A 20,979-nucleotide genomic window follows, 5' to 3' on the forward strand; every position below is an offset into this window, starting at 1 on the left:
GGATTAATCCGCAGTGCTTGGTTGAAATCAGCTATTGCTGCTTGCTTGTCTCCCAAGTCGTAGCGGACAACACCCCGACCGAAGTAGGCGTTGGCATAGTTGGGATTAATCCGCAGTGCTTGGTTGAGATCAGCTATTGCTCCTTTAAAGTCTCGTTTTTTATACTTATCTCCAGCCTGAATAAAGAAGTCGTCAGCTTTGGGTTTTGTCGCTACTTGAGTGCTAGGAGCAGAAACTCCCACATTTTCCCCAGCTTTTGCTGAAATGATTAAAAACGTATTGATGGGAATGCCTAAGTTAAAGCCTGTTTTGATTTCTTTGGTATCTTTGTCAGCTCTACCATGAATTCCTATCAGTTCAGCTTTTTCATTCAAGACTGCACCACCACTCATGCCGTCTGACGTATTATTACTGTAGACCAAGGCATAGCCATCACGCAGCGGTTTCGAGGCATTAGCAGTAATCCGCCCATCAATGAAAGTGTAAATTGACTGATTAATCGCGAATGTCGGTGCAGGAAACCCAGCTACATAAGCCGTTGTGCCTTCTGTGCTGGCGTCAGAGTTACCCATTTTAGCAACAGTGTAATTTTGACTGCTGCTAAACTGCACCTCGGCTAAGTCTACTCCAGGCAGCGGTTTTATAGTCCTGTAGTTGACAGCATAGCGCCGATTATCAGGAGTGATAATTTCATAATTATCTGCTCCTTCTACCACATGAGCTGCAGTGAGGACGGTGTAAGTATTGCCTTCTTTCTTGATAATCACCCCAGAACCGTACCTAGGCTTTTTACTTTGAATCAGCACTGTGATTTCCTTGGCAGTTTTATTCACCTCAGCTGGAGATAGTGCCACAGCCACTTGCGTCTGCAAAACAGCGATTGATACCCCAATTACTGCTGGCGCGAGCCGATAATAAAAGTTCATTATTCAATATTCAATTTTTAGTAAAGTATAAATATGCTTCCACATCAATATTGACGCGAGTGTTGCTTTTGTCACCACCAGTTTGATTCACGGTATTTCCAGCTGCCAAGGCACGGCGATCAAATAACTGACGTGCAGTAGCGTCAGGATCGCTACCTGGTTTGAGAGTAAATAACAAAGTCGTATCTGTGCAAGCAGCGTTTTTTTCAGCAACAGCGCACATCACGGGTTGTCCCTTGTAGGTATCTGCCTTGATATATCTCAGTGTATCGTGGTCATAGCTCCTCTGAAATCTGCGAGAGACTTCCAGACAGCGTTGCTGAGGCGTCAATCCTGTACCGCTAAAATACTTGGAAAACCAGCGAATCACCGGCAGATCTTTTCCGTCTTGTGTACGAACAAATGTTGTAGGTACACCATTGCTTTTACCACAGTAGAAGGTTGGACTTTCTGCGTAGCTGCGTTGATTTAGAGTTACAGTTGTGGCAAATGTCGTCAACGTAGCTATACTGAAAACTCTCACACCCAATGTTATTACTTGAGTAGATGTTCTCAATTTCATAATGCAATTCACTAAAAAAGGTTAAAGCTCTATTTTAGAAGAATAAATTGAACTACAAATTTAAATAGCACTACTTCAAACTATGCCATAATATTCAGTCTTAATGGTACTTTTACACTCACAAATTGTGAAGAAAAGTTATCAGCCGTTTCCCTTAAAGCATTGGTGTTAACTTAAGCTGAAAACTTTGTAATTAACTACATCATGCCCTTATACTTGCCCACAATTGTCGCATAACCCCTAAAATCTTTCCCTCTCCGAACTCGCACCAGAGGGATGCCCGACAGGGCAGGGTGAGGTTCCGAGGGAATTTTGAGTGATTCGATGACTTGTGTGTACACCGTAGGAATGCGCACCTATGGACTTCTCCCAACTGTCTCAATTGGCACAGCCCAACTCAACCGCACAATCATCTTATGCAACTTTTCATCAGCTTCCTCACCATCCAAAAACACTGAAGGTGCATCCCACAACGGATAGGCGTGCATCCCGTTCACACCCACAACCTCACCGCGACGATTGAGTAATGGTCCGCCACTCATACCTTTTTGGATATCATTGGTGTAACCAATCTGGTAACCTCCCTCTAAAGCTTTGGGTAAAACCAAAGATACCTTTCCAGTGGTGAAGGTAAAGTTTTTTGCTTCTTGTTTCTCTTCATCAAACGGAAACCCAGCTGCAAACACCTCATCCCCTTCTTTGGGAAAAGAACCAACAGACGCGACAGCATAAACAGCGTTAGTGGGGCGAAACTGCAAGATCGCCAAATCATTGCCTTGTAGAGATGTTGCACTTAATGTCTTTGCTTGCCAAATGCGACCATCAGAAGTTTGAATACGATAAGGGGGCTTGTCTGCTCGCAGTACATGAGCATTTGTGACAACTGTATAAACAGATTTTTGTTTTTTTAGTATAATACCGGAGCCTAAGAAGTTCTTTGATATGACTTTGACAGCGATCGCCTGCGCCTGCTTTTGAATTTCTTCTACTGATAGTTGTGTAGGCAGTTGTTTGAGTGTCGTATCCTTGCTACTCACTTTACTCTGTGAGTCAGAAAAACTGATATTTGCTACCAATATCAAAAGCGCGATTAATAAACCGCCAACACAAACAGTCTGTGTTGATTTACGCCAATTCATCTAAGGAATATTACTAGCGCTTGGGCTAGATTGAGAGTTTGACTGAACTGTTGGGCTGAACTTCTGCTTTCTTGAGGTATAAATAGACATCTACAATGAATGCGCTACATCCTTGAGCTACAATAAACTAGGCTACAAAGAAATGTAGCAGTATTTCTGAATGATATCCAGATACTGGATATTTCCCTATCTCAGTCGGTTGTCTCCTTATTGCCTACATCGAAAGAACAGCCGTGCTGGTCATTGACCCAGCTCAGACTTTTCAAAACGCCTAACTTCAAATCCCCGTAAATCTTCAGGTTCCTCGTATTCTATCGAAACTTCTTTAACCATCGCAGCGGGTGGTCCTTGGTAACACCAACGAATCATTTGTCCTACAACCGTTTGACTACCTTCAAACACTGCTTCTACGCGACCATCTGGAAGATTTCGTACCCAACCTGTCAATCCGAGTTGGGTAGCAGTATCCACGGTGGAGTAGCGATACCCTACTCCTTGAACTCTTCCAGAAATGAATACATGAGCGCGGACTTGCTTTGGGTGCGGTGTGGTATTCTGCATTAACTGGTCAAGTCTTTACTATTTTCAGTTTACCTTGTTTATGATCCACCAAAGAATTTTGAATTCCAACTAACTTGTGTATGTCTAACTTGCCACCACTGACAACAGAAACTATTTGGGCAATCCTCAATGAGGACATTGATGATGCTACAGTCAACCAATTGGTATGGCATTGCTTGGGGTATCGCCATGACTCCTCAACAGGAGAGTGGGACACTCACCAAGTCGCACCAGAATGGCGGGATGAGTACCCACAACCACCAGATTTTATCGATAGTCGCCCCCCAACAGTCAAGCTGACTCGTTCCATTCCTCAAGAGAACAAACAGTTATTAAAAGAAAAGCTGGGTTTTAAAGGTTACAAAATTGGTGAATTTGGACCTCGGCAAACACGGAGGGCAACAGCGGCAAATTGGTTGTTAAGTTATATGCAACTCAATAGCATTGACTTTTGATTGGGCTGTTTGCGTAGCATGCTGCAGGGATTTTAACACGTGCTAAGGACTCCGCAGTCGCCTCAACGGGGGGGAACCCTCCGAAGCTTTGAGTCTCCTCCGGAGACGCTGCGCGAACGGAGGAAACCTCCGCTCAAACTTCTCTCCGCACGGCGCTGCTCACAGAGTCATACTCTGTGCCCTCGCAAAGCTTTGTGTTTCACCCGATTGAAAACTGCTAATCACTAAGTGATTTACTCGGTACTTCAACTGCTGTCACATCAATTGTGCCTTCTGGAGTCAAGCGCTGAAAATGTCCCTGTTGCACCATCAACTGTTCCCCACAATTAGGACACTGCAACTGAGAGTGCTTTAAACCAGTAAATTCGTATCTACAAACGGGACATTGGTCGGTGACCAAGTTGTATTGTAGCCAGAAGCGAAACCCAAAAAAAATGAGAATGGGTGCCAACAACAATAGCCCAATAATAATCAGCAAGGAGTTAACCAACCAGCCCAAGCCTAATGACGCCAGCAACCATGTAATTGCTAGCAAGGTGAGCCAAGGGCGTAAATTAGACAGATTAAGCTGAAACGTTTTAAGGCTCATTTTTTAAATGTCTCTTGCTCTCCCTCTAGGATAACGATTTTACTAAAAAGTCAATAGTTACTCGTTAATTGTTAATCGCAATCAGTCACAAAACTCAACAAAGGTGCAATGGGTGACTATGAAGTTTTGACGCCAGACAAAAGCTGCTCTTTCAAGCGCTGCTGAAAAGTCTCGATACCAAATAGGGCGATCGCCTGTTCTCGCAACCATACCCCATCACAACGTTGATCATCCCCTTTGAGTATTTCTATACAAGCTTGTGCGACTGCATTTGGATCGCGGTGTGGAACGCGCCATCCCAGTTTACCATCCTGCAACGGCTCGGCTGAGCCATCTGCATCACCAGACACCACGGGAACACCACAAGCCATTGCTTCTAAGTAGACAATGCCAAAACCTTCAGCAGAAGGCATTACGTAAGCATCAGCAAGACGGTAGTGTTCTACTAATTCTTCTGTGGGAACGAACCCAGCAAAGATGACGCGATCGCGCTTTGCGCGGCTCCCCGAGTGAGCATCACCGAAGGTGGCGGCTTCCGCATCGCTAACGCCTAAATCTTGAGCAAGTTTAGCTAATCGAGGTTGATCATCGCCACGACCAATAACTAAATATTTTACCTCAGGGAAAACCTCAGCTATTTGCGGTAACGCTTGGATTGTGACATCTACACCTTTATAAATATCACCAGACCACAGTCGCGCCACGGTCATCAGTACCTTTGCTCCTACTAAACCATAGCGCTCTAACAACGCTGTCGATTTTGTTCCTGGAGTAAAGTTATTACCATTCACAGCACAAGGTAATAGTTTGACTTTGTTAGGGTCAAGGTTATTGACAGCACAGGCTACTTGACGAGTGTAACGACTTACTGTCCAAATGTGCGCGGCTTTTTGCAAACTAGACTTCGTAAGGGTTGGTAACGCCTGCCAAACTTCTTTACCATGAGTCATAACCGTGTAAGGAATTCCCAAAGGTTGACACAAGATACTAACTAAGGGGGCAAGGTTTACATGACCACAGAAGACGTGCGCCGGTCGCTGACGCAACAGATGGGAAAGTAATGCTAGAGTCATTCTGACTCGTCCCAGATGAGGAGACTGGGATTTGAAGTAATGAAATTTTAAACGTTCTGACTCAAAAGGATTTGAGCAGTTATGACTATCTCTGAGTAAAAATACTTCTGCATAAAAAGGTTCGTCAAGTGCTAGGTAGGCTCGAAAAATATCCTTTACATGTGATTGAATTCCGCCTTCTCGCTCAAAAACTTCTAGGAACACGAAGACTTGATTAACTTTTGTTTGGGAATTTTGACTGAAATCTATACCTTTTTCTGTGAGAAATTTATCCATAATTGACTACTTTGCTTCGAGACTAGCTTTCTCAAACTACTATTTTGTAGTCAATTTAACTGAAAACTCTTACGGCTGCCCCTGTAAACCATACTTGACGATGAGCAAACAATTTCTGCCATCTGCACCACGTTCATAGACAACGTGGTCAGCCAGACGCCGCAGAAGAAACCATCCATATCCTCCTACTTGAAGTGTACCAGGCTCTGGTTCTTCAAGCGCATCAGGATTAAAAGGTTTTCCATAATCCCAAATTCTCATCTCCAACCGATCCATCCATAAAGAAACATCAATTTCTATGGTTGTTTCCGGAGGTAAAGCATGATGGGCGTGACGTACGGCGTTGGTAAAGCCTTCTGCTAATGCTAGGTTGAGGCGATAGAGTTGACTTTCTGACCAACCAAGTTGAAACAAGTGTTGCAGACAAAATCGTTCAAACCATTGTTGCACCTGATTTAGAAGCTTTAGTTCGCTCTTCACCGTCAGATGGTCTTGCTGCACTATGCTTAGCATTGACCTTGACTTAATGATAAGTGAGTGAAAAATGTTTGTAGCTTTTGTATACTACAAATTTGAAATTTTGCAATTTCATCTCCATGCAAAATTGAAATCCAAAATACAACCTGGTTAATCAAAGTTTTGTACTGACTAATAAAGAACTCACGAGTCAGGAGTCAGGAGTCAGGAGGAACTTGCTCTTTTTATTCCGAGTTCTGAATTCCGAATTCTGTGTTCTTTTTCAGACCTTGATTAGATCAATTTGGTAGCAATTAAACTTGCCGTGTGATGCGACATTCCCTGATAAAAAACTTAAGGGTTTTAAACTTCCCTCTTACTCGCTAAAACTTGTTAATTCAACTGTTGGGCGTCTATGCTGCAATCAACGTGTAGGTTTTCACCTTTTGGCTGACGCGTCTATTTTAGCGTATTTTTTGACAAAGCATAAGCCAGCGCCAGTGGTTTGCAAGAGCCAGTACAGACTTACCATTTGAAGAAAATTTGAGGTTCGACATAGAACCTCAAACTTGGTAGTTAATGCAATGCCCGTATTTCTTTAGCTAACTAATTTAGAACAGTCCAAAGGTAAAGGACTTATCTATTGGGAAAGTTGCACCAATTCCCAACCATAAAGTTACCAAAGTACCAAATAAAAACACCGTAGTTGCTACTGGACGACGGAAGGGGTTTTGGAACTTATTCACGTTCTCAATAAAGGGAACAAGCATCAGTCCTAGGGGTACGGAACCCATCAATACCACTCCTAAGAGTTTGTTAGGAACTGAACGCAAAATTTGAAATACGGGATAGAGATACCACTCTGGTAGAATTTCCAGCGGTGTAGCGAAGGGATTCGCTGGTTCTCCAGTCATGACAGGATCTAATACAGATAAAGCCACGATACAAGCAAAAGACCCCATAATCACAATTGGGAAGACGTACAGCAGGTCATTAGGCCAAGCTGGTTCGCCATAGTAATTGTGACCCATGCCTTTTGCTAGTTTGGCTCTTAATTTTGGATCGCTCAGGTCAGGTTTTTTGTGTGTCGCCATTTTTTAATGTGCTCTCCTGCTGAAATGAATTTCAAGCTTTTGTTAATACCGTCATAAGTGTGGGCATTAACTTTTTAGCTTATGCGAAGTATTTGTTCTTGTACCTGTTATGTCTAATGTCTCATTTTCCATAAGTTTAGAACAAACGACTCCCGTGTTTAAACTAAAAGTTTATGCCCCACCGCTCACAACTTGCGATTACAAAGGACCAGAAATCCCTTGTTTACGAATCATCAAGAAGTGGAATAGCATGAAGACGGCTATTAACCAAGGCAGTACAAAAGTGTGTGCGCTGTAGTAACGAGTTAGTGTCGCTTGACCAACGCTGGAGCCGCCACGTAGTAAGTCAGCCATCAAGGTACCGACGACGGGAATTGCTTCTGGTACACCACTTACAATTTTCACAGCCCAGTAACCAACTTGGTCCCAAGGCAATGAATAGCCAGTCACACCAAAAGAAACTGTGATCACAGCTAAAATGACACCACTTACCCAAGTCAATTCGCGGGGCTTTTTAAACCCACCCGTCAGGTAAATCCGGAAAACGTGCAAAATCATCATCAGCACCATCATACTGGCAGACCAGCGGTGAATGGAACGAATGAGCCAGCCAAAGTTGACTTCATTCATGATGTACTGCACGGAAGAAAAAGCTTCAGTGACGGTTGGCTTGTAGTAGAATGTCATCGCAAATCCAGTCGCGAACTGGATAAGAAAGCACGTTAGAGTGATTCCACCCAAGCAGTAGAAGATATTGACGTGAGGAGGGACATACTTGCTGGTGACGTCCTCAGCAAGCGCTTGAATCTCCAAGCGCTCCTCAAACCAGTCGTAAACATTAGCCATACAAGCTCAGGTTCCTAGAAATCGATTCGCGGTTGATAAACTTCCCAAATTGTTGCAGTTTTGGGATTTTAGTTAAACAGGCATTTGCTCGTTATCTTTTTGAGCATTCAGAGTGTTAATAGTTTAAAAAAAACTTTACACTCTGAAAAGAGGGTATGTATTGCGTTCTCTTGTGCCCCAAACACACGGTGGTGGTGGACACAAAGTCGATTTTATCTTTTTGGAAGTAGAATGTGCGCTCTTTAATTTTGATGTTGACTGAACAACTAGATGAGAGCAATGCACCACTTCTATAAAAAAAGTAACATAGTCGAGAGACAGATTTCATCAAAAAGCAAGGAAGCTTGGGCAAACTCTGGCAATTCGGGATGAAAGTGGAAGTGAAAATGGGGTTCATGCAAAAGAAAGTTTTTCGGGCGGGATTATCCCTGTTATTAGCGTTTTGGGTAGGTTTTTGCGGCTTTTGTCAACCTGCCTTGGCTTTAACAGACGAGCAGAAACTTATATCACAAGTCTGGAGGATTGTCAATCGGACATATCTTGATGAAACATTTAATCATCAAAACTGGGCGTCCGTAAGGCAAAAGGTTCTGGCAAAGCCACTCAAAGACCAGGAATCAGCTTATTCGGCAATTCAAAAGATGCTCCAGAGCCTTGACGACCCTTTTACCCGTTTTTTAAACCCAGAACAGTACCGCAGTCTACAGGTCAATACTTCTGGGGAACTCACAGGAGTTGGATTGCAAATCGCTCTCAATGCCGAGACGGGTTTATTAGAGGTTCTGGCTCCCATATCTGGTTCACCAGCAGAAAAAGCTGGAATTAGACCGCACGATCGCATCTTAAAAATTGAGGGCATCTCCACACAAAAACTGACCCTTGACGAAGCAGCAGCCAAAATGCGGGGATCGATTGGTACTCCTGTGACTCTGTTCATGCAACGAGACACAGAAGAATGGCAAGTTCAACTGGTGCGCGATCGCATTGCACTCAACCCAGTCGTAGCAGAACTACGCTCTTCCCCTCAAGGAAAGTCTATCGGCTATCTTCGCCTCACACAATTTAACGCCAATGCTCCTATGGAGTTAGCACATGCTATTTCCAGTTTAGAAAAAAAAGGCGCTGATGCCTACATTCTCGATTTGCGAAATAACCCAGGTGGACTCTTGCAGGCAGGAGTTGAAATTGCCCGCTTGTGGTTAGAATCTGGTACCATTGTTTACACAGTGAATCGTCAAGGCATTCAGGGGAGCTTTGAAGCATTTGGTCCAGCAATGACTCGTGACCCCTTAGTGGTTTTGGTCAATCAAGGAAGCGCCAGTGCTAGCGAGATTCTTGCTGGTGCATTACAAGATAACGGTCGTGGGACTTTAGTAGGAGAAACCACCTTTGGCAAGGGTTTAATCCAGTCCTTATTTGAATTATCTGATGGTTCCGGCTTAGCTGTCACTATTGCTAAGTATGAAACCCCCAACCACCGCGATATCAATAAGCAAGGTATAAAGCCAGACAAATTAATTTCTTCTGAACCAATCACTCGCGAACAGATTGGCACAGAAGCAGATGTTCAATATCAAGCAGCTATAGAATTTTTGGCGAAAAACTCTGTAGTAGCAGGCGCAGCTTAGTGTGGGTTAGGGGAGATGAGGGAGTGTGGGAGTGAGACAGCGCGAATGACGGTGAGACAGCGCGAATGACGGCTCTCCCTCACTTGGCGACTGCGTATGCGCAAAGCGCACGCCCAAAGGGCTAAAGCGCAGCGTGACCGTTCGGCGCAGCCGTGGCGTTAGCCATAGGTCATACCCGAAGGGTGTGAGAAAATATCAAGACCTCCTACTGTTCCTCTTTCCTTCCCTCCCCTACTTTGCTCAAAGTAGGGGTTGTACTTGTCGTAAAGCCGTTAAATCAACAGAAGCCAGACGCGTATAAGCATTATCGATAAAACGCTTTCCCCGGAGAAAACCTGTGTTGGCTCCAGGACAAATGTACTGGAGTGTTTCTGGTGTGAACCGTTCTAGCAACAATTTGACACTTTTGATTTGTCGGAACCAGTGAAAAGTTTTAGCGGTTCGTAGGGGTACAGGTTCACTGTGCTGGTTGGGGAGGATATGACGTCCGGTAAATAGTACGCCTCCTAGCTGTTGGTAGTATAGACAAGATTCGCCAGGAGAATGACCAGGTGTCCAAATTAATTGCGCTGTTGAATTTAAGGTAAACTCTATATTAAAGGTAGTTATATCTACTCCGGGTAATAGGTAGGCTTCTTGCTCTTGGATCAAAACTTCACAACTGAAAGTTTTTTGAATTTCTGCTGTTTTGCCAATAGCGCCTCGATGAGTCAGAAATAGGTGGCGCACGCCTCCATGCGATCGCAAAAAATCTTGATTAATTTGATCCCAAGCTGGACAATCTATCAAAATATTGCCTTCGTTTCCTACAATAAAATAAGCAGTCCCCCCTAATGTGTCTCTGTTTGGTGGAAATGCAAAAATTGTACTTAACGCGAAATCCGAGCGGGGGTTTGCTGAAATCAGAACTTCGTTAGAGAAGACCAATCGTGGTAGCTTTGCCGTATAATGATTTGACTCTTGGGGCAAGGAAGACATGAGAAAAACTGTTAGATGAGGAGTTGTCAAAAATCAGGTGACAGTGTTGGACAATTGATGTAAAAACGCAAAATTTCCCAGGACTGTTGACTGTTGTCAGAAAAATTGAATTTTGGGGGCATATGCTTGTTGTGGGTGCTGCACAGCGCTTGAGGACAAGCAAGATTTAACATCTTAAAACAACTGAAAGTCACATGAATTTTTGGTTTCTTCTTCTACTGGGACTAATCACTTATTTGATGGTGCAGCGCAGTGTTGCTCAAATCACCAGAACGCCTGTGTGGCTGTTATGGCTAGTACTCATGATACCAGCACTGCTATGGACAACTTGGACAATGGTATACGGGGCGAAACAACCTCCGCCAAGAGCGTTGATGATTTGGCCATTAATTGTCTGTCCTCTGTTATACTGGGTATTGTTTCAGTGGGGGCGTCGCTCGCTAAAGGAAACTCGTACTGAACCACAAAAAGTACCACAATCACAACCGGATATACATAATATCGCAGAACCAGTACCAGTGCGTCCCATTGAGCCAACGGAAGAAACTCAGCTAAGAAATTGTTTTCCCTGGTCTGTATACTACATTCAAAACATTGAGTATCGACCCCAGGCAATTATCTGTCGAGGTCAATTGAGGACGACAGCAAGCAACGCCTACGAGCGAATTAAGGCAAATATTGAAAAGGAATTTGGCGATCGCTTTCTCATCATCTTTCAAGAAGGTTTCAGTAGTAAACCTTTCTTCGTGCTTGTTCCTAATCCTCAATTGGCAAAAGCTAATAGTCGTGGTCAAGAAAAGATAACACGACCAGGATTAGCGCTCATGCTCCTAGCAGTGACATTGGTAACGACTACCTTGGTGGGTGTGCGATTTGCTGGTGTCAATTCTACAATGCTTGCATCCAACCCAGCGGAACTTCTCAAGGGATTGCCCTATGCCTTAGCGTTGATAACGATTCTGGGTACGCACGAACTTTGTCACTACTTAACAGCACGATTTTACAAAATTCGCTCAACGCTGCCTTACTTTATCCCAATGCCTTTGTTTTTGGGAACTTTCGGTGCATTTATTCAAATGCGTAGTCCAATTCCCAACCGCAAAGCTTTATTCGACGTCAGTATCGCCGGACCCCTTGGTGGGTTTATCATGACCTTACCACTTCTGGTATGGGGTTTGGCTCATTCCGACATAGTTCCCCAGCCAGAAAAAACAGGATTGCTCAACACAAATGCCCTCAATCCCCAATATTCCATCCTACTGGCGCTACTTTCAAAGCTAGCTTTGGGAAGTCAGCTAACATCAAACTCAGCGATTCATATGCATCCAGTCGCAGTCGCTGGTTTTTTAGGACTGATTGTAACAGCACTGAATTTAATGCCAGTAGGACAACTCGACGGAGGTCACATAGTCCATGCGATGTTTGGACAAAGAACAGCAGTTGTGATTGGTCAAATTTCTCGCTTGTTACTGCTGCTACTTTCTTTGATACAGCCAGAATTTTTTCCGTGGGCGGTTATCTTATTATTCTTACCATTGATTGATGAACCTGCTTTGAATGATGTCACAGAACTTGATAATAAGCGTGACATAGCGGGGTTGCTAGCAATGGCTTTGTTAGTCATCATCGTACTACCGCTGCCGCAGGTACTTGCTAGATTGTTACATATTTAACAACTGATTGCGGAGCAAACCTGGAGGGCTGGCGAGTCCCAAAAGCTACTCAAACAGATCTGGAAACAGCAGTCCTCACCACTAGTAGTCTGTCAAGGCAACTTTGATTGGTTAAGAACGAACCGCCTTAGCGCAGCGTGTCCGCAGGACATAGGCGCCAAGAACGCAAAGGAAGAGAAAGAAGAATGAGCAAAGTTGGTGTGGTGGACTACTAGTTACTTTGAATCCAATCTCGAACAGCACGAATCACAGTATTTTCGTTTTGAGTTTGGCGCTGTTGCAAAAATTGATTGAGCGCTTGTGCAGATACCTTGGGAAAAGCAAGGCTAAATTCTGACTCAACATAGTCTCGATGAGACGCATCTGTTTGCAGGTGATAAATTTTTAATCCCTGTTTTTTGGTGTAGCACCAGACTTCAGGAATGCCTAGGGCAAGGTATACCCCAATTCTGTGGGTAGAAGGACTGGTGATATCCACTTCAATAACCAGATCGGGCGGCAAATCTTTAGGAATCTCTGGATCGAGTCCTTGGAGTTGATTGGCGTTCTGAATATAGAAACAAGTATCGGGCTCTGCACCTTTATCAAGATCCTCCCTGTCTAGAGTTGTTGATCCCAAATCAATAACATTTAATTCCAGTTCTTCTGTCAAAGTTGTGACAATTCTTGCCAATAGCCGATTAATGATTTCGTGGAGTTTGGATGGCATCTTAATTTGGAGGATTCCCTGATCATAGGTCAGACGGGCAGCACGGTGGTCACCCATGTCAGCCAATAGGGCTTTGTAAGTTTGCCAACTCACATTGGGGAGGACAACATTTTGGGTGACTTTGCCTTGAAAGTCTTCCAGTTCAAGCTCACTCACTTGTGTGGAAATCATCACCATATGTGGTGTCTCCCTAGTTAAGACTATATTACCAGAGCGTTTTTCTCTCGGGTCTTTATCTATTATCCACGGGTTCAAAAGTGCATGATGTCCCATTTCAAGGAGCGATTGCGCTCTTGTGCTGACGGAGGTTTTATCTTCGTTTGGAATTGCGCCAAACAAAATGCCTGTGGATTGATCGCAAGAATCATATCAATAGGACTTACGCAAAAACCCTTTTAAACCCTCTTAACTATGCGCTAAGGCGCACGCTACGCGTTAGCGAAGCGTCTCCGCAGGAGATACGTGCCCTTTGCGTCCTTTGCGGTTTATTTTTTCATTATTTTGCGTAAGTCCTGATCACATCCGGTAGCATCTGAATCATTAAAAAACCGCAGAGAGCGAATTTGCGGTGTGGATGTTCCTCCCGCAAAGTTCGCGGTGGGCGCTCCAGAACACACCAGAGAAGAGGGAGAAATAATTGTGATACAAACGGATTTAATATCACAAATACTGCTAAATAGTTCAACCTAAAAAAACGTAAAATGTAGGGTGCGTTACACTCCGTTAACGCACCCTACGTAAATCTTATGTTTAATTTGGTTGACTTACTTACTAGCTTGCCAAATAGGGGAATTCCGGTACTCGCAGCCGCAGTAAATTTGCATACATTATAATGCTCTGTTATCTCACCGACTTAAGGCTATCAACTTGCTTGGTAAACAAATCGCTGAAAATGCTCATCACAGTGCGATTACGTACCTTAATATTTGCAGTGATTGACATCCCTGATTGCAGAGGTAATTCCTGATTGTTAACACGCAAAGATTGTGTATCTAAGCGTATTCTAGCAGGAAAACTGTCATATGGACGAACTTGTTCAGGTGGCAAAGCATCAGAACCAATCCAAACTAACTCACCTTTAATATCGCCAAACTCACTAAAGGGAAAAGAGTCAACTCTAATATTGACTTTCATTCCTTTTCTCACAAAACCAATATCTTTATTGGTGAGAAAAACTTTAGCCGTGAGAGCTTCATCCGGTACAATTTTGAGAACTGGTTGACTAGAACTAGCAACAAATCCGGGAGACTTAGCTTTAAGATCGAAAACAATTCCATCAGATGGAGCACGCAGTTCTTGATATTGTAAAGTGACTTGAGCTTGGCTGATCTGACCGTCAATTTCAGCAATCCGCTTCTCATTTTCTATGATTACTTTGTTCAACTCTCTATCAAGACTCGCAATTTGTTTCTCGTTGTCAGCAATTTTTGTGAGTAAATCCTTTTTCGCTCCAGCCATTGTATTTCTGAGCTTTTCTCTTGATTGGGCGATCGCATATTGTAAACGCGCTTGCTCCTGCCTTAACTGTTCCATTTCAGCTTGCTGCTGACTCACTTCCTGTTTTTGCTTGAGGTATTGTACGCGAGAAATTCCTCCTTGTTTAGCAAGTGGTTCAATACCATTAAGAATGGTCTGACTAACATCCTTAACTTGTTTAGCAGAGGAGAACTGAATTTGCGCTTGACTAAGCTGTCTTTCTAATTTTTCTGTTTCCAATTTAGCATCTGCGAGTCGAGAATTTAATTCTGCTTTGCTAAATTGTAGACGAGCTTCTTCCTCTGGCGCTAACTGATGATTTTGAGAGTTTTCACTCAACTGAGCACGATACAATCGATTTTCGGCTATCAGCGCTATTCGATTTTTTGTCAGAGAAGCGATCTCTGGAGGGAGATTAGTTCGCTCAATGAATTGCGGATTTGATAAAGCATTTTTCGCAACAAGTTGGGTACGGTAAAATTGAATTTCCTGCATTAATGTGTTGCGGACTTTTTGTAGAGAAAGTAGTTGCGATCGCGCTGTTGTTGGATCTAGCCTTAACAGCACATCACCACGGTGTACCTTTTGCCCATCCTTAACATAAACAGCTTTCACAACCCCGTTCACAGGTGTTTGTATTTCTTTTACAGTACCTTGCGGTTCAAGTTTACCCTGAGCTGGAACTGCTTCGTCAATTTTGGCAAAATTTGCCCAAATCACCACCAAAGTTGTCATTCCCATCAGTCCCCAAAGAATGACCCGTGAGAATAAAGGCGACTGTTTGAGCACAACAGATGGTGTAGAATCCGTCTGTTGTGGTGACTTTACAGGCACTTTAATCTCAGTGTCTAGTATTTTTCCAGAGACAACACGTTTGTGATCAAGTTTCATTGCTTTCAATTCACTTATAGCCGTAGTTTTTATCAGTTATCAGTTATCAGTTACCAGTTATCAGTTATCAGGTAGGAAACGGACTCGTCCACCCCTTGTTCACTGTTTACTGTTCACTGTTTACTGTTCACTGTTCACTGTTCACTGTTCACTGATTTAAAGTTGTGCTTCTTGTTGTTGATAAAGGCAGTAGTAACGTCCTTTTTGTGCCATCAATTCATTGTGGGTTCCCTGTTCTGCAACTAACCCTTTTTCGAGTAGCAAAACGATGTCAGCATTCTTGATTGTACTTAAGCGATGCGTAATAAAAAACACTGTTTTTCCTCGGAATGCTTCTGCCAAATTGTCACAAACTTGTCGTTCCGATTGGTAATCTAGAGCACTGGTTGCTTCATCGAGAATCAACAAGCGGGGGTTTTGTAAAACTGTACGAGCAATAGCAATACGCTGTCGCTGTCCTCCAGATAAGGATGAGCCTCTCTCTCCGACTCTGGTGTTATAGCCATTGGGTAAAGACATAATAAAGTCATGGGCTGCAGCAACCTTGCTTGCTGTCATAATTTCATCAGTTGTGGCGTCGGGATTTGTCAGCGCAATATTTTCCTGTATGGTTCCGTCAAACAAAAGTGAGTCTTGAAGCACCATACCAATCTGACGGCGCAGGGAATAAAGTTCTATTTTGGAGATGTCGTAGCCATCAATGAAAATTCTGCCAGACTCTAAGTCATACAGTCGTGGTAAAAGTTTCATCAAAGTGCTTTTACCAGAACCACTTTGTCCGACAATACCGACAAATTTTCCGCTTGGGAAATCCAGGTTAATATTATTCAACTGAAGTGGAGAAGTTGGTGTGAAGCGAAAGCAGACGTTTTCATACTTGACAGTACCGTCAATGGTAGGTAAGGGAATGTTTTCACTGTCTTCATCAACTTCTGAGGGAGTATCCAAGATATCTGCAAGGCGTTCTAGAGAGAGAGCCGTTTGTTGGAAGTTCTGCCACAATTGGGTTAATCGTAATAAAGGAGCGGTGACGTAGCCAGAAATAATCCGAAAGGCTATAAGTTGTCCTAAGGTGAATTGTCCTTTGAGGACTAAGTACGCTCCTACCCATAACACAAGTAAGGAAGAGACTTGGTTAAGAAAATTGCTGGTGACACTAGCAGCTGTGGAAGTGACAACACTTTGGAATCCAGCAGTGACATAATTACTGTAATATTCTTGCCAGCGCCAGCGCGATCGCAATTCAATATTTTGGGCTTTGACTGTTTGAATACCTGACAGCGCCTCGACTAAATAAGATTGTGTTTCAGAATAACGCTCAGCTTTGAAACGCAGTTGGCGGCGCATGATTGAGGAAAAAACTATCGTCAGAAAAGCAAACAAGGGTACAGTCGCCAAAGCCACAAGAGTCAACATCCAACTGTAGACCAGCATCACCGCGATGTAGATTGTCGAAAAAACTGCGTCCAACACCACTGTTAAAGCAGTACCCGTCATAAAAGAGCGAATGTTTTCCAGTTCACTGGCGCGAGTGGCTAACTCCCCAACAGGACGTCGTTCAAAATAGCGCAAGGGTAAACGAAACAAACGGTCAATAATTTCTGAGCCTAAAGTCAGGTCAATCCGGTTAGTCGTATCAACAAAAAGATAGGTGCGGACACTCGTTAAAAGTCCTTCAAAAACAGCCATGATTAAGAGCAAAATCCCCAATACATTCAGGGTTTCAAAGCCGTTTTGAATAATCACTTTGTCAATAATGATCTGGATGATTAAGGGATTAGCCAGACCAAACACTTGGACAAAAAAGGAAGCAATCAGAACTTCCAACAGAACTTTGCGATATTTCACCAAAGAAGGGACAAACCAACTTAAACTAAATCGCCGCCTAGGAGTATACTTGGCAACTTTGAGGAGCAAAACCTGACCTTCTTGACCCCAATTTTCAACAAAATGGTCAGGAGATTGCTGGATAATCCCAACTTCTGGTACACCCAGTACTAGCTTTTTCTCGCTAATTTCATAAAGGATTGCGAAAGTATCCTGCCAGCGAATCATCGCTGGGGCTTGCAGTTTTGTAATTGCTTTTGCTGACACGTTTATCATTTGAGTATTTAACCCAATGAGTTCACAAACAGCACCGCAAAGCTGTAGTGAAAGAGTTTGAGTGCGCGAAACCTGGTTGTTCAGGATTTGATTAATCACATCCCGGCGAAAGGGTATATTTAAATGCTGGCTCAGCATTTGGAAGCAAGCTAAAGTCGCCTTTAGAGGACCTCTACCATGAACATGAGGATATTTTCGCGATTGACTATCTGATGGTTCGCTTAGCCTATGAGGATGTTCTGGTGCTAGTGGTACTTCTTCTAGTAAAGAGTCTATCCTTGAGAAATCTCTGGTTTGAGACCCAGATGCAGAGGCAGAAAGGGTTGCCCGAGGCAAACCGACTAAGCGAACATAACCAAAAGTTTGTACCTCTAGATACGTCATGACATCGTTTAGGTGTAAGCGACTTCCCAGAGGAAAATCTTTAAGTATCCCACCACTGACAAACCACACCAATTGAGGATCTAGGTGATCCAAAGGTATTGTCTCTTCTAGGAACGTGCAGACAACTGCTTCGTCTAAAACTTTGAGGGTCAGTTCTTTGATATCTGTTGCACCATATGAAGCCAATACAGTTTCACTATCAGCTCGCTTTGCTAACTCAGTACTCAGTAGTTCAAAAACTTCAACAGCAGTACAGCGATTTTCAAAGCAAATAGCAATAGCAGGATAATGTCTGAGCAACTCTAAAAACTCTGTGGCGTTTAGAGTCAGACAAAGGGTTTCTGTAGAGGCTATGACTGTTTCGCATGGAATCCCCCTGATTAAACTAGTCCAACCCAGGATTTCTCCTCTTTGAACTAATTGCAGCGTTTCAGGCATCTGAGCATTCGGATCATAACCCAGCAAGCGGGCTTGCCCTTCATAAATGATTGATATTTGAGCAGGCATTTGTTCCCGCACCAAAACGCTCTGACCCATGCGGTAGCGTAACATCTCAAACTTTGGAACTAATTTTGCCAGTTCTCGTGTTGGCAGTTGATTGAAGGGAAATAATTCAGAGATGAACTCTTGTATGGAAGCAGTATAAGTCATGCGATTTTGGATGAGTTACTAGTCCTTAATCATTCGTCAGAAATCAAAAGTCCAAGACTTTTGACTGTTGACTTGCACCCTGCTACCCTCCGGGTATGCGCAAAGCGCACGCCTTACGGCTTTAGCCCAGAGGGCGTGCCGTAGGCATACGCCAGTCGCCTGTTGTCGGGAAAACGCCAGATGCTCCACTTGGGGAGACACGCCAGGTGCTACAAGTCGGCACAGCCGCCCAACGCACTGGCTCCCCAAGACCGCACTGGCTCCCCTACCAAGAGCGCTGGTCTCACCTTTTGTCCCACTTTGTGGAAACTCCATCTTGTGACTTAGATGAAGAAGAGATATGACCTGATAAAGTGATAAAAGAAGTTAAAGGTGATAAGAGAAACTAATTATTAGTTCTGCTTTTTGAGCCACATTTCAAACAGTTCATGTGAGCGAGCTCACACATCAGTTGATCCAATTGTGCAAAGATAAATTTTTCCAGTCGTATAAGCACAAACCAACCTCCCATGTGAATAGAACGTCAAAGTTGACATGGTTTACGGATCGAAAGTATATGCACCAATACTGAACGCGCGAAAGTTCAGTAGTTTTCTTTCCTGCTGTGTTACTTGCTCTTTTAATTGGTGTGTGGCAGATTTAAACGACCCTGACTAATTTTTGGTAGGCACTTGTGACGTAGACTTTACTTCTACTTTGTCAGGTATGAAAACCTTTTACAATATCTTCACTATCTTAAGTGTGATTTCAGGCAGATTGCACGGTAAAAATACTATTCATTTCTCAAGGATTTCATCACATTTCCAGTAATATTACTGTATACACGAATATTTGTTACTATAAATATCACATGAAAAATTCTGTTAAGACTTAACCAAAACTATAGCCCCTATTAGCAGGGGCTAGTTAAATCAGAACTTTGGTCACCTAATGGTGATTGTTACTTATAAAACTTAACTGGATGCTGAATGAGTTGCCTGAGAAGTTTTCGCTGTAGGTTGACTTCCACCCATACGAATTTCAGAAGTGAATGAAGCCGTGCTAAAACCATCAATACGTTTCACCACACTCACCCGCATCCGCAAATTGGGACTGGCAAACCACAGGCGTTCCTCATACCACATGGTTTCGTACTCTGTTGTTAAGGTCAATGCGTCATCAGTGCCTATCTTGTAGCGTCCAGCAACTAGGGGTTTCCCAGCAGAATCTATTGGGCGCAGGAATTTGCCTTCATTGGGATTATCTTCATCTGGAACAGCAACGAATACTGTAGAACCAGTGTCTTTTTTTTCACTCCCTGCCATCGTGGCATTCCAAGTCACTTTGGCACCATAACAAGTGCGGCTAGGGTCAACATTGTACTGTTGATACAGTTTCACCACTTCTGGATCATCACTACTCAGTATTTCTATGATTGTGTCTGATTTGCCGTTTTCTGATTGCTTAGAAGCTAAATGGTGACTGGTACGATGGGAAAACCATTTACCAGCACTCAACTGAAAAAACTCTTCAATATTCATCAATGAAATTACCTTGCTTCAAAATCCTTTTCATTTCACTTCTTCCAAGGTAACAGGAGGGAGTCACCCCCCAAAAGAATTCAAAATCGCGTAGCGTTGCGAGCGAAGCGACGCAATCTCAAAATTCAAAAATTTTGACCAAAGCTAAGGGTGTAGAGGAATAAAAGAATAAATGCATTTTCCCTATCCCCTGGTTAATGTATTTCCCTTACACCCTTACACCCTTACACCCTTATACCCCTAGTTTATTTGCTTAACCTGCTTCCTCCAAGCGTTTCAGGGAAATCCTCGCCGCTTCAGCAACGTGGTTATGGCTATCTTTTTCCATGTATTTCAAAGCTGAAATACTTTTTGGACTGGGAAGATGACCTAAGGCTTCTGCAAGACGCTGACGCACTAACCAATCATCTGATTGGGCAAAGCGCAAAATCAAATCCACAGATTCGATATCTTTGATTTCTCCTAATGCAGCGATCGCCGCTTGTTGTAAAATGACTTCTTCACTATCTAATGCTTTTCTGAGGATTTCACGGGCACGACTGTCTTTGAGATTACCAAGTGAAACAGCTGCGCTAAACCGTACCAACCAATCAGTGTCTTCATAAAATATTCGCATTAGGGGTTCAACGGCTCTAATATCACCTAAATATCCTAAAGCACCCGCAGCGTCCGCACGTATACCATAATCCGGGTCAGTTTCTAGGATTCGCACCAAAATTGGGTAACTTTCTTCTGTTTGTTTGACTCCCAAAGCAAAGATTGCCATTGACCTCAGTTGGAGAGACTCGTCATCCAAAACTTTTTTAATCAAAGGGAGTGCGTCCTCTGCCGCAATATGCCTTAATGAGGCGAGGGCTACCATGCGATCGCGCAAATTTGAACTTTCTAACTGAGTGGAAATTTCCTGTAAGCTTGGGACTGCCATCTTTTTAACTTAAATGACTTTTACTATTTTTCTTCATATTAAGTATCATTACAAATTCTCAGAC

18 protein-coding genes are annotated in these 20,979 nt (G+C 43.3%); 3 read left to right on the forward strand and 15 right to left on the reverse strand.

Annotation, left to right across the window (positions count from 1 at the left end):
- The 4 genes from DP116_RS13630 to DP116_RS13645 all read right to left on the reverse strand — a co-directional run.
- On the reverse strand, nt 1-926 hold a 926-nt coding region (locus DP116_RS13630; protein ID WP_169155702.1), incomplete at its 3' end, for a trypsin-like peptidase domain-containing protein.
- A gap of 10 nt (nt 927-936) precedes the next feature.
- On the reverse strand, nt 937-1,488 hold the full coding sequence (locus DP116_RS13635) for a COP23 domain-containing protein (protein WP_169155703.1): 552 nt from the start codon (nt 1,486-1,488) through the stop codon (nt 937-939).
- A gap of 356 nt (nt 1,489-1,844) precedes the next feature.
- A complete protein-coding gene (locus tag DP116_RS13640; protein WP_169155704.1) occupies nt 1,845-2,627 on the reverse strand; it encodes a S1 family peptidase in 783 nt (260 codons plus the stop codon).
- A 240-nt stretch (nt 2,628-2,867) separates the two neighbouring features.
- Complete coding sequence (locus tag DP116_RS13645; RefSeq protein WP_169155705.1) at nt 2,868-3,188, reverse strand: acylphosphatase; 321 nt, start codon at nt 3,186-3,188, stop codon at nt 2,868-2,870.
- A gap of 80 nt (nt 3,189-3,268) precedes the next feature.
- Between DP116_RS13645 and DP116_RS13650 the strand changes: the two genes are divergently transcribed.
- On the forward strand, nt 3,269-3,643 hold the full coding sequence (locus tag DP116_RS13650) for a DUF1823 family protein (RefSeq protein ID WP_169155706.1): 375 nt from the start codon (nt 3,269-3,271) through the stop codon (nt 3,641-3,643).
- Nucleotides 3,644-3,860: 217 nt separating this feature from the next.
- On the opposite strand, the gene DP116_RS13655 is transcribed toward DP116_RS13650, so the two are convergent.
- The 5 genes from DP116_RS13655 to petB form a co-directional block, all read right to left on the reverse strand.
- Nucleotides 3,861-4,232, reverse strand: a complete 372-nt coding sequence (locus DP116_RS13655; RefSeq protein WP_169155707.1) for a hypothetical protein — start codon at nt 4,230-4,232, stop codon at nt 3,861-3,863.
- Nucleotides 4,233-4,348: 116 nt separating this feature from the next.
- Nucleotides 4,349-5,581: a glycosyltransferase gene (locus tag DP116_RS13660; RefSeq protein ID WP_169155708.1), complete on the reverse strand. Its 1,233-nt coding sequence runs from the start codon at nt 5,579-5,581 to the stop codon at nt 4,349-4,351.
- 69 nt (nt 5,582-5,650) lie between these two features.
- Nucleotides 5,651-6,094, reverse strand: a complete 444-nt coding sequence (locus DP116_RS13665; protein WP_048868143.1) for an ATP-binding protein — start codon at nt 6,092-6,094, stop codon at nt 5,651-5,653.
- Nucleotides 6,095-6,648: 554 nt separating this feature from the next.
- The gene (gene petD / locus DP116_RS13670) at nt 6,649-7,131 is read right to left on the reverse strand and encodes a cytochrome b6-f complex subunit IV (RefSeq protein WP_169155709.1); all 483 of its coding nucleotides are present in this window, start codon (nt 7,129-7,131) and stop codon (nt 6,649-6,651) included.
- Nucleotides 7,132-7,329: 198 nt separating this feature from the next.
- On the reverse strand, nt 7,330-7,977 hold the full coding sequence (gene petB, locus DP116_RS13675) for a cytochrome b6 (RefSeq protein ID WP_169155710.1): 648 nt from the start codon (nt 7,975-7,977) through the stop codon (nt 7,330-7,332).
- A gap of 386 nt (nt 7,978-8,363) precedes the next feature.
- Between petB and ctpA the strand changes: the two genes are divergently transcribed.
- On the forward strand, nt 8,364-9,605 hold the full coding sequence (ctpA, locus tag DP116_RS13680) for a carboxyl-terminal processing protease CtpA (protein ID WP_169155717.1): 1,242 nt from the start codon (nt 8,364-8,366) through the stop codon (nt 9,603-9,605).
- Nucleotides 9,606-9,845: 240 nt separating this feature from the next.
- Here ctpA and DP116_RS13685 read toward each other — a convergent pair whose 3' ends face one another.
- Nucleotides 9,846-10,583, reverse strand: coding sequence for an MBL fold metallo-hydrolase (locus DP116_RS13685; RefSeq protein WP_169155711.1), 738 nt, complete (start codon nt 10,581-10,583; stop codon nt 9,846-9,848).
- Between the two features lie 194 nt (nt 10,584-10,777).
- Here DP116_RS13685 and DP116_RS13690 point away from each other — a divergent pair, with 194 nt between their 5' ends.
- Nucleotides 10,778-12,256 (forward strand): site-2 protease family protein, encoded by a 1,479-nt coding sequence (locus DP116_RS13690; protein ID WP_169155712.1) that lies wholly within the window; start codon nt 10,778-10,780, stop codon nt 12,254-12,256.
- Nucleotides 12,257-12,467: 211 nt separating this feature from the next.
- Here the strand turns inward: DP116_RS13690 and DP116_RS13695 are convergent, their stop codons facing one another.
- The 5 genes from DP116_RS13695 to DP116_RS13720 form a co-directional block, all read right to left on the reverse strand.
- Nucleotides 12,468-13,304 carry a Uma2 family endonuclease gene (locus DP116_RS13695; RefSeq protein WP_211173258.1) on the reverse strand — a complete coding sequence of 279 codons (837 nt, stop codon included), beginning with the start codon at nt 13,302-13,304 and terminating at the stop codon, nt 12,468-12,470.
- 501 nt (nt 13,305-13,805) lie between these two features.
- On the reverse strand, nt 13,806-15,332 hold the full coding sequence (locus DP116_RS13700; RefSeq protein WP_169155713.1) for a beta-barrel domain-containing protein: 1,527 nt from the start codon (nt 15,330-15,332) through the stop codon (nt 13,806-13,808).
- Nucleotides 15,333-15,488: 156 nt separating this feature from the next.
- Nucleotides 15,489-18,470, reverse strand: coding sequence for a peptidase domain-containing ABC transporter (locus DP116_RS13705; RefSeq protein ID WP_169155714.1), 2,982 nt, complete (start codon nt 18,468-18,470; stop codon nt 15,489-15,491).
- A 953-nt stretch (nt 18,471-19,423) separates the two neighbouring features.
- Entirely contained in the window at nt 19,424-19,990 is a 567-nt protein-coding gene (locus DP116_RS13715; RefSeq protein ID WP_169155719.1) for a phycobiliprotein lyase, read from the reverse strand.
- Nucleotides 19,991-20,243: 253 nt separating this feature from the next.
- Nucleotides 20,244-20,915 (reverse strand): HEAT repeat domain-containing protein, encoded by a 672-nt coding sequence (locus DP116_RS13720; protein WP_169155716.1) that lies wholly within the window; start codon nt 20,913-20,915, stop codon nt 20,244-20,246.
- Nucleotides 20,916-20,979 lie beyond the last annotated feature (64 nt).

The organism is Brasilonema bromeliae SPC951, assembly GCF_012912135.1.
GTDB lineage: Bacteria > Cyanobacteriota > Cyanobacteriia > Cyanobacteriales > Nostocaceae > Brasilonema > Brasilonema bromeliae.

Bases quoted from the DNA above. Each gene is read 5' to 3' on its own strand.
- DP116_RS13635 (WP_169155703.1), bottom strand. From the start codon at position 1,488: ATGAAATTGAGAACATCTACTCAAGTAATAACATTGGGTGTGAGAGTT.
- DP116_RS13640 (WP_169155704.1), bottom strand. From the start codon at position 2,627: ATGAATTGGCGTAAATCAACACAGACTGTTTGTGTTGGCGGTTTATTA.
- DP116_RS13645 (WP_169155705.1), bottom strand. From the start codon at position 3,188: ATGCAGAATACCACACCGCACCCAAAGCAAGTCCGCGCTCATGTATTC.
- DP116_RS13650 (WP_169155706.1), top strand. From the start codon at position 3,269: ATGTCTAACTTGCCACCACTGACAACAGAAACTATTTGGGCAATCCTC.
- DP116_RS13655 (WP_169155707.1), bottom strand. From the start codon at position 4,232: ATGAGCCTTAAAACGTTTCAGCTTAATCTGTCTAATTTACGCCCTTGG.
- DP116_RS13660 (WP_169155708.1), bottom strand. From the start codon at position 5,581: ATGGATAAATTTCTCACAGAAAAAGGTATAGATTTCAGTCAAAATTCC.
- DP116_RS13665 (WP_048868143.1), bottom strand. From the start codon at position 6,094: ATGCTAAGCATAGTGCAGCAAGACCATCTGACGGTGAAGAGCGAACTA.
- petD (WP_169155709.1), bottom strand. From the start codon at position 7,131: ATGGCGACACACAAAAAACCTGACCTGAGCGATCCAAAATTAAGAGCC.
- petB (WP_169155710.1), bottom strand. From the start codon at position 7,977: ATGGCTAATGTTTACGACTGGTTTGAGGAGCGCTTGGAGATTCAAGCG.
- ctpA (WP_169155717.1), top strand. From the start codon at position 8,364: ATGGGGTTCATGCAAAAGAAAGTTTTTCGGGCGGGATTATCCCTGTTA.
- DP116_RS13685 (WP_169155711.1), bottom strand. From the start codon at position 10,583: ATGTCTTCCTTGCCCCAAGAGTCAAATCATTATACGGCAAAGCTACCA.
- DP116_RS13690 (WP_169155712.1), top strand. From the start codon at position 10,778: ATGAATTTTTGGTTTCTTCTTCTACTGGGACTAATCACTTATTTGATG.
- DP116_RS13700 (WP_169155713.1), bottom strand. From the start codon at position 15,332: ATGAAACTTGATCACAAACGTGTTGTCTCTGGAAAAATACTAGACACT.
- DP116_RS13705 (WP_169155714.1), bottom strand. From the start codon at position 18,470: ATGACTTATACTGCTTCCATACAAGAGTTCATCTCTGAATTATTTCCC.
- DP116_RS13715 (WP_169155719.1), bottom strand. From the start codon at position 19,990: ATGAATATTGAAGAGTTTTTTCAGTTGAGTGCTGGTAAATGGTTTTCC.
- DP116_RS13720 (WP_169155716.1), bottom strand. From the start codon at position 20,915: ATGGCAGTCCCAAGCTTACAGGAAATTTCCACTCAGTTAGAAAGTTCA.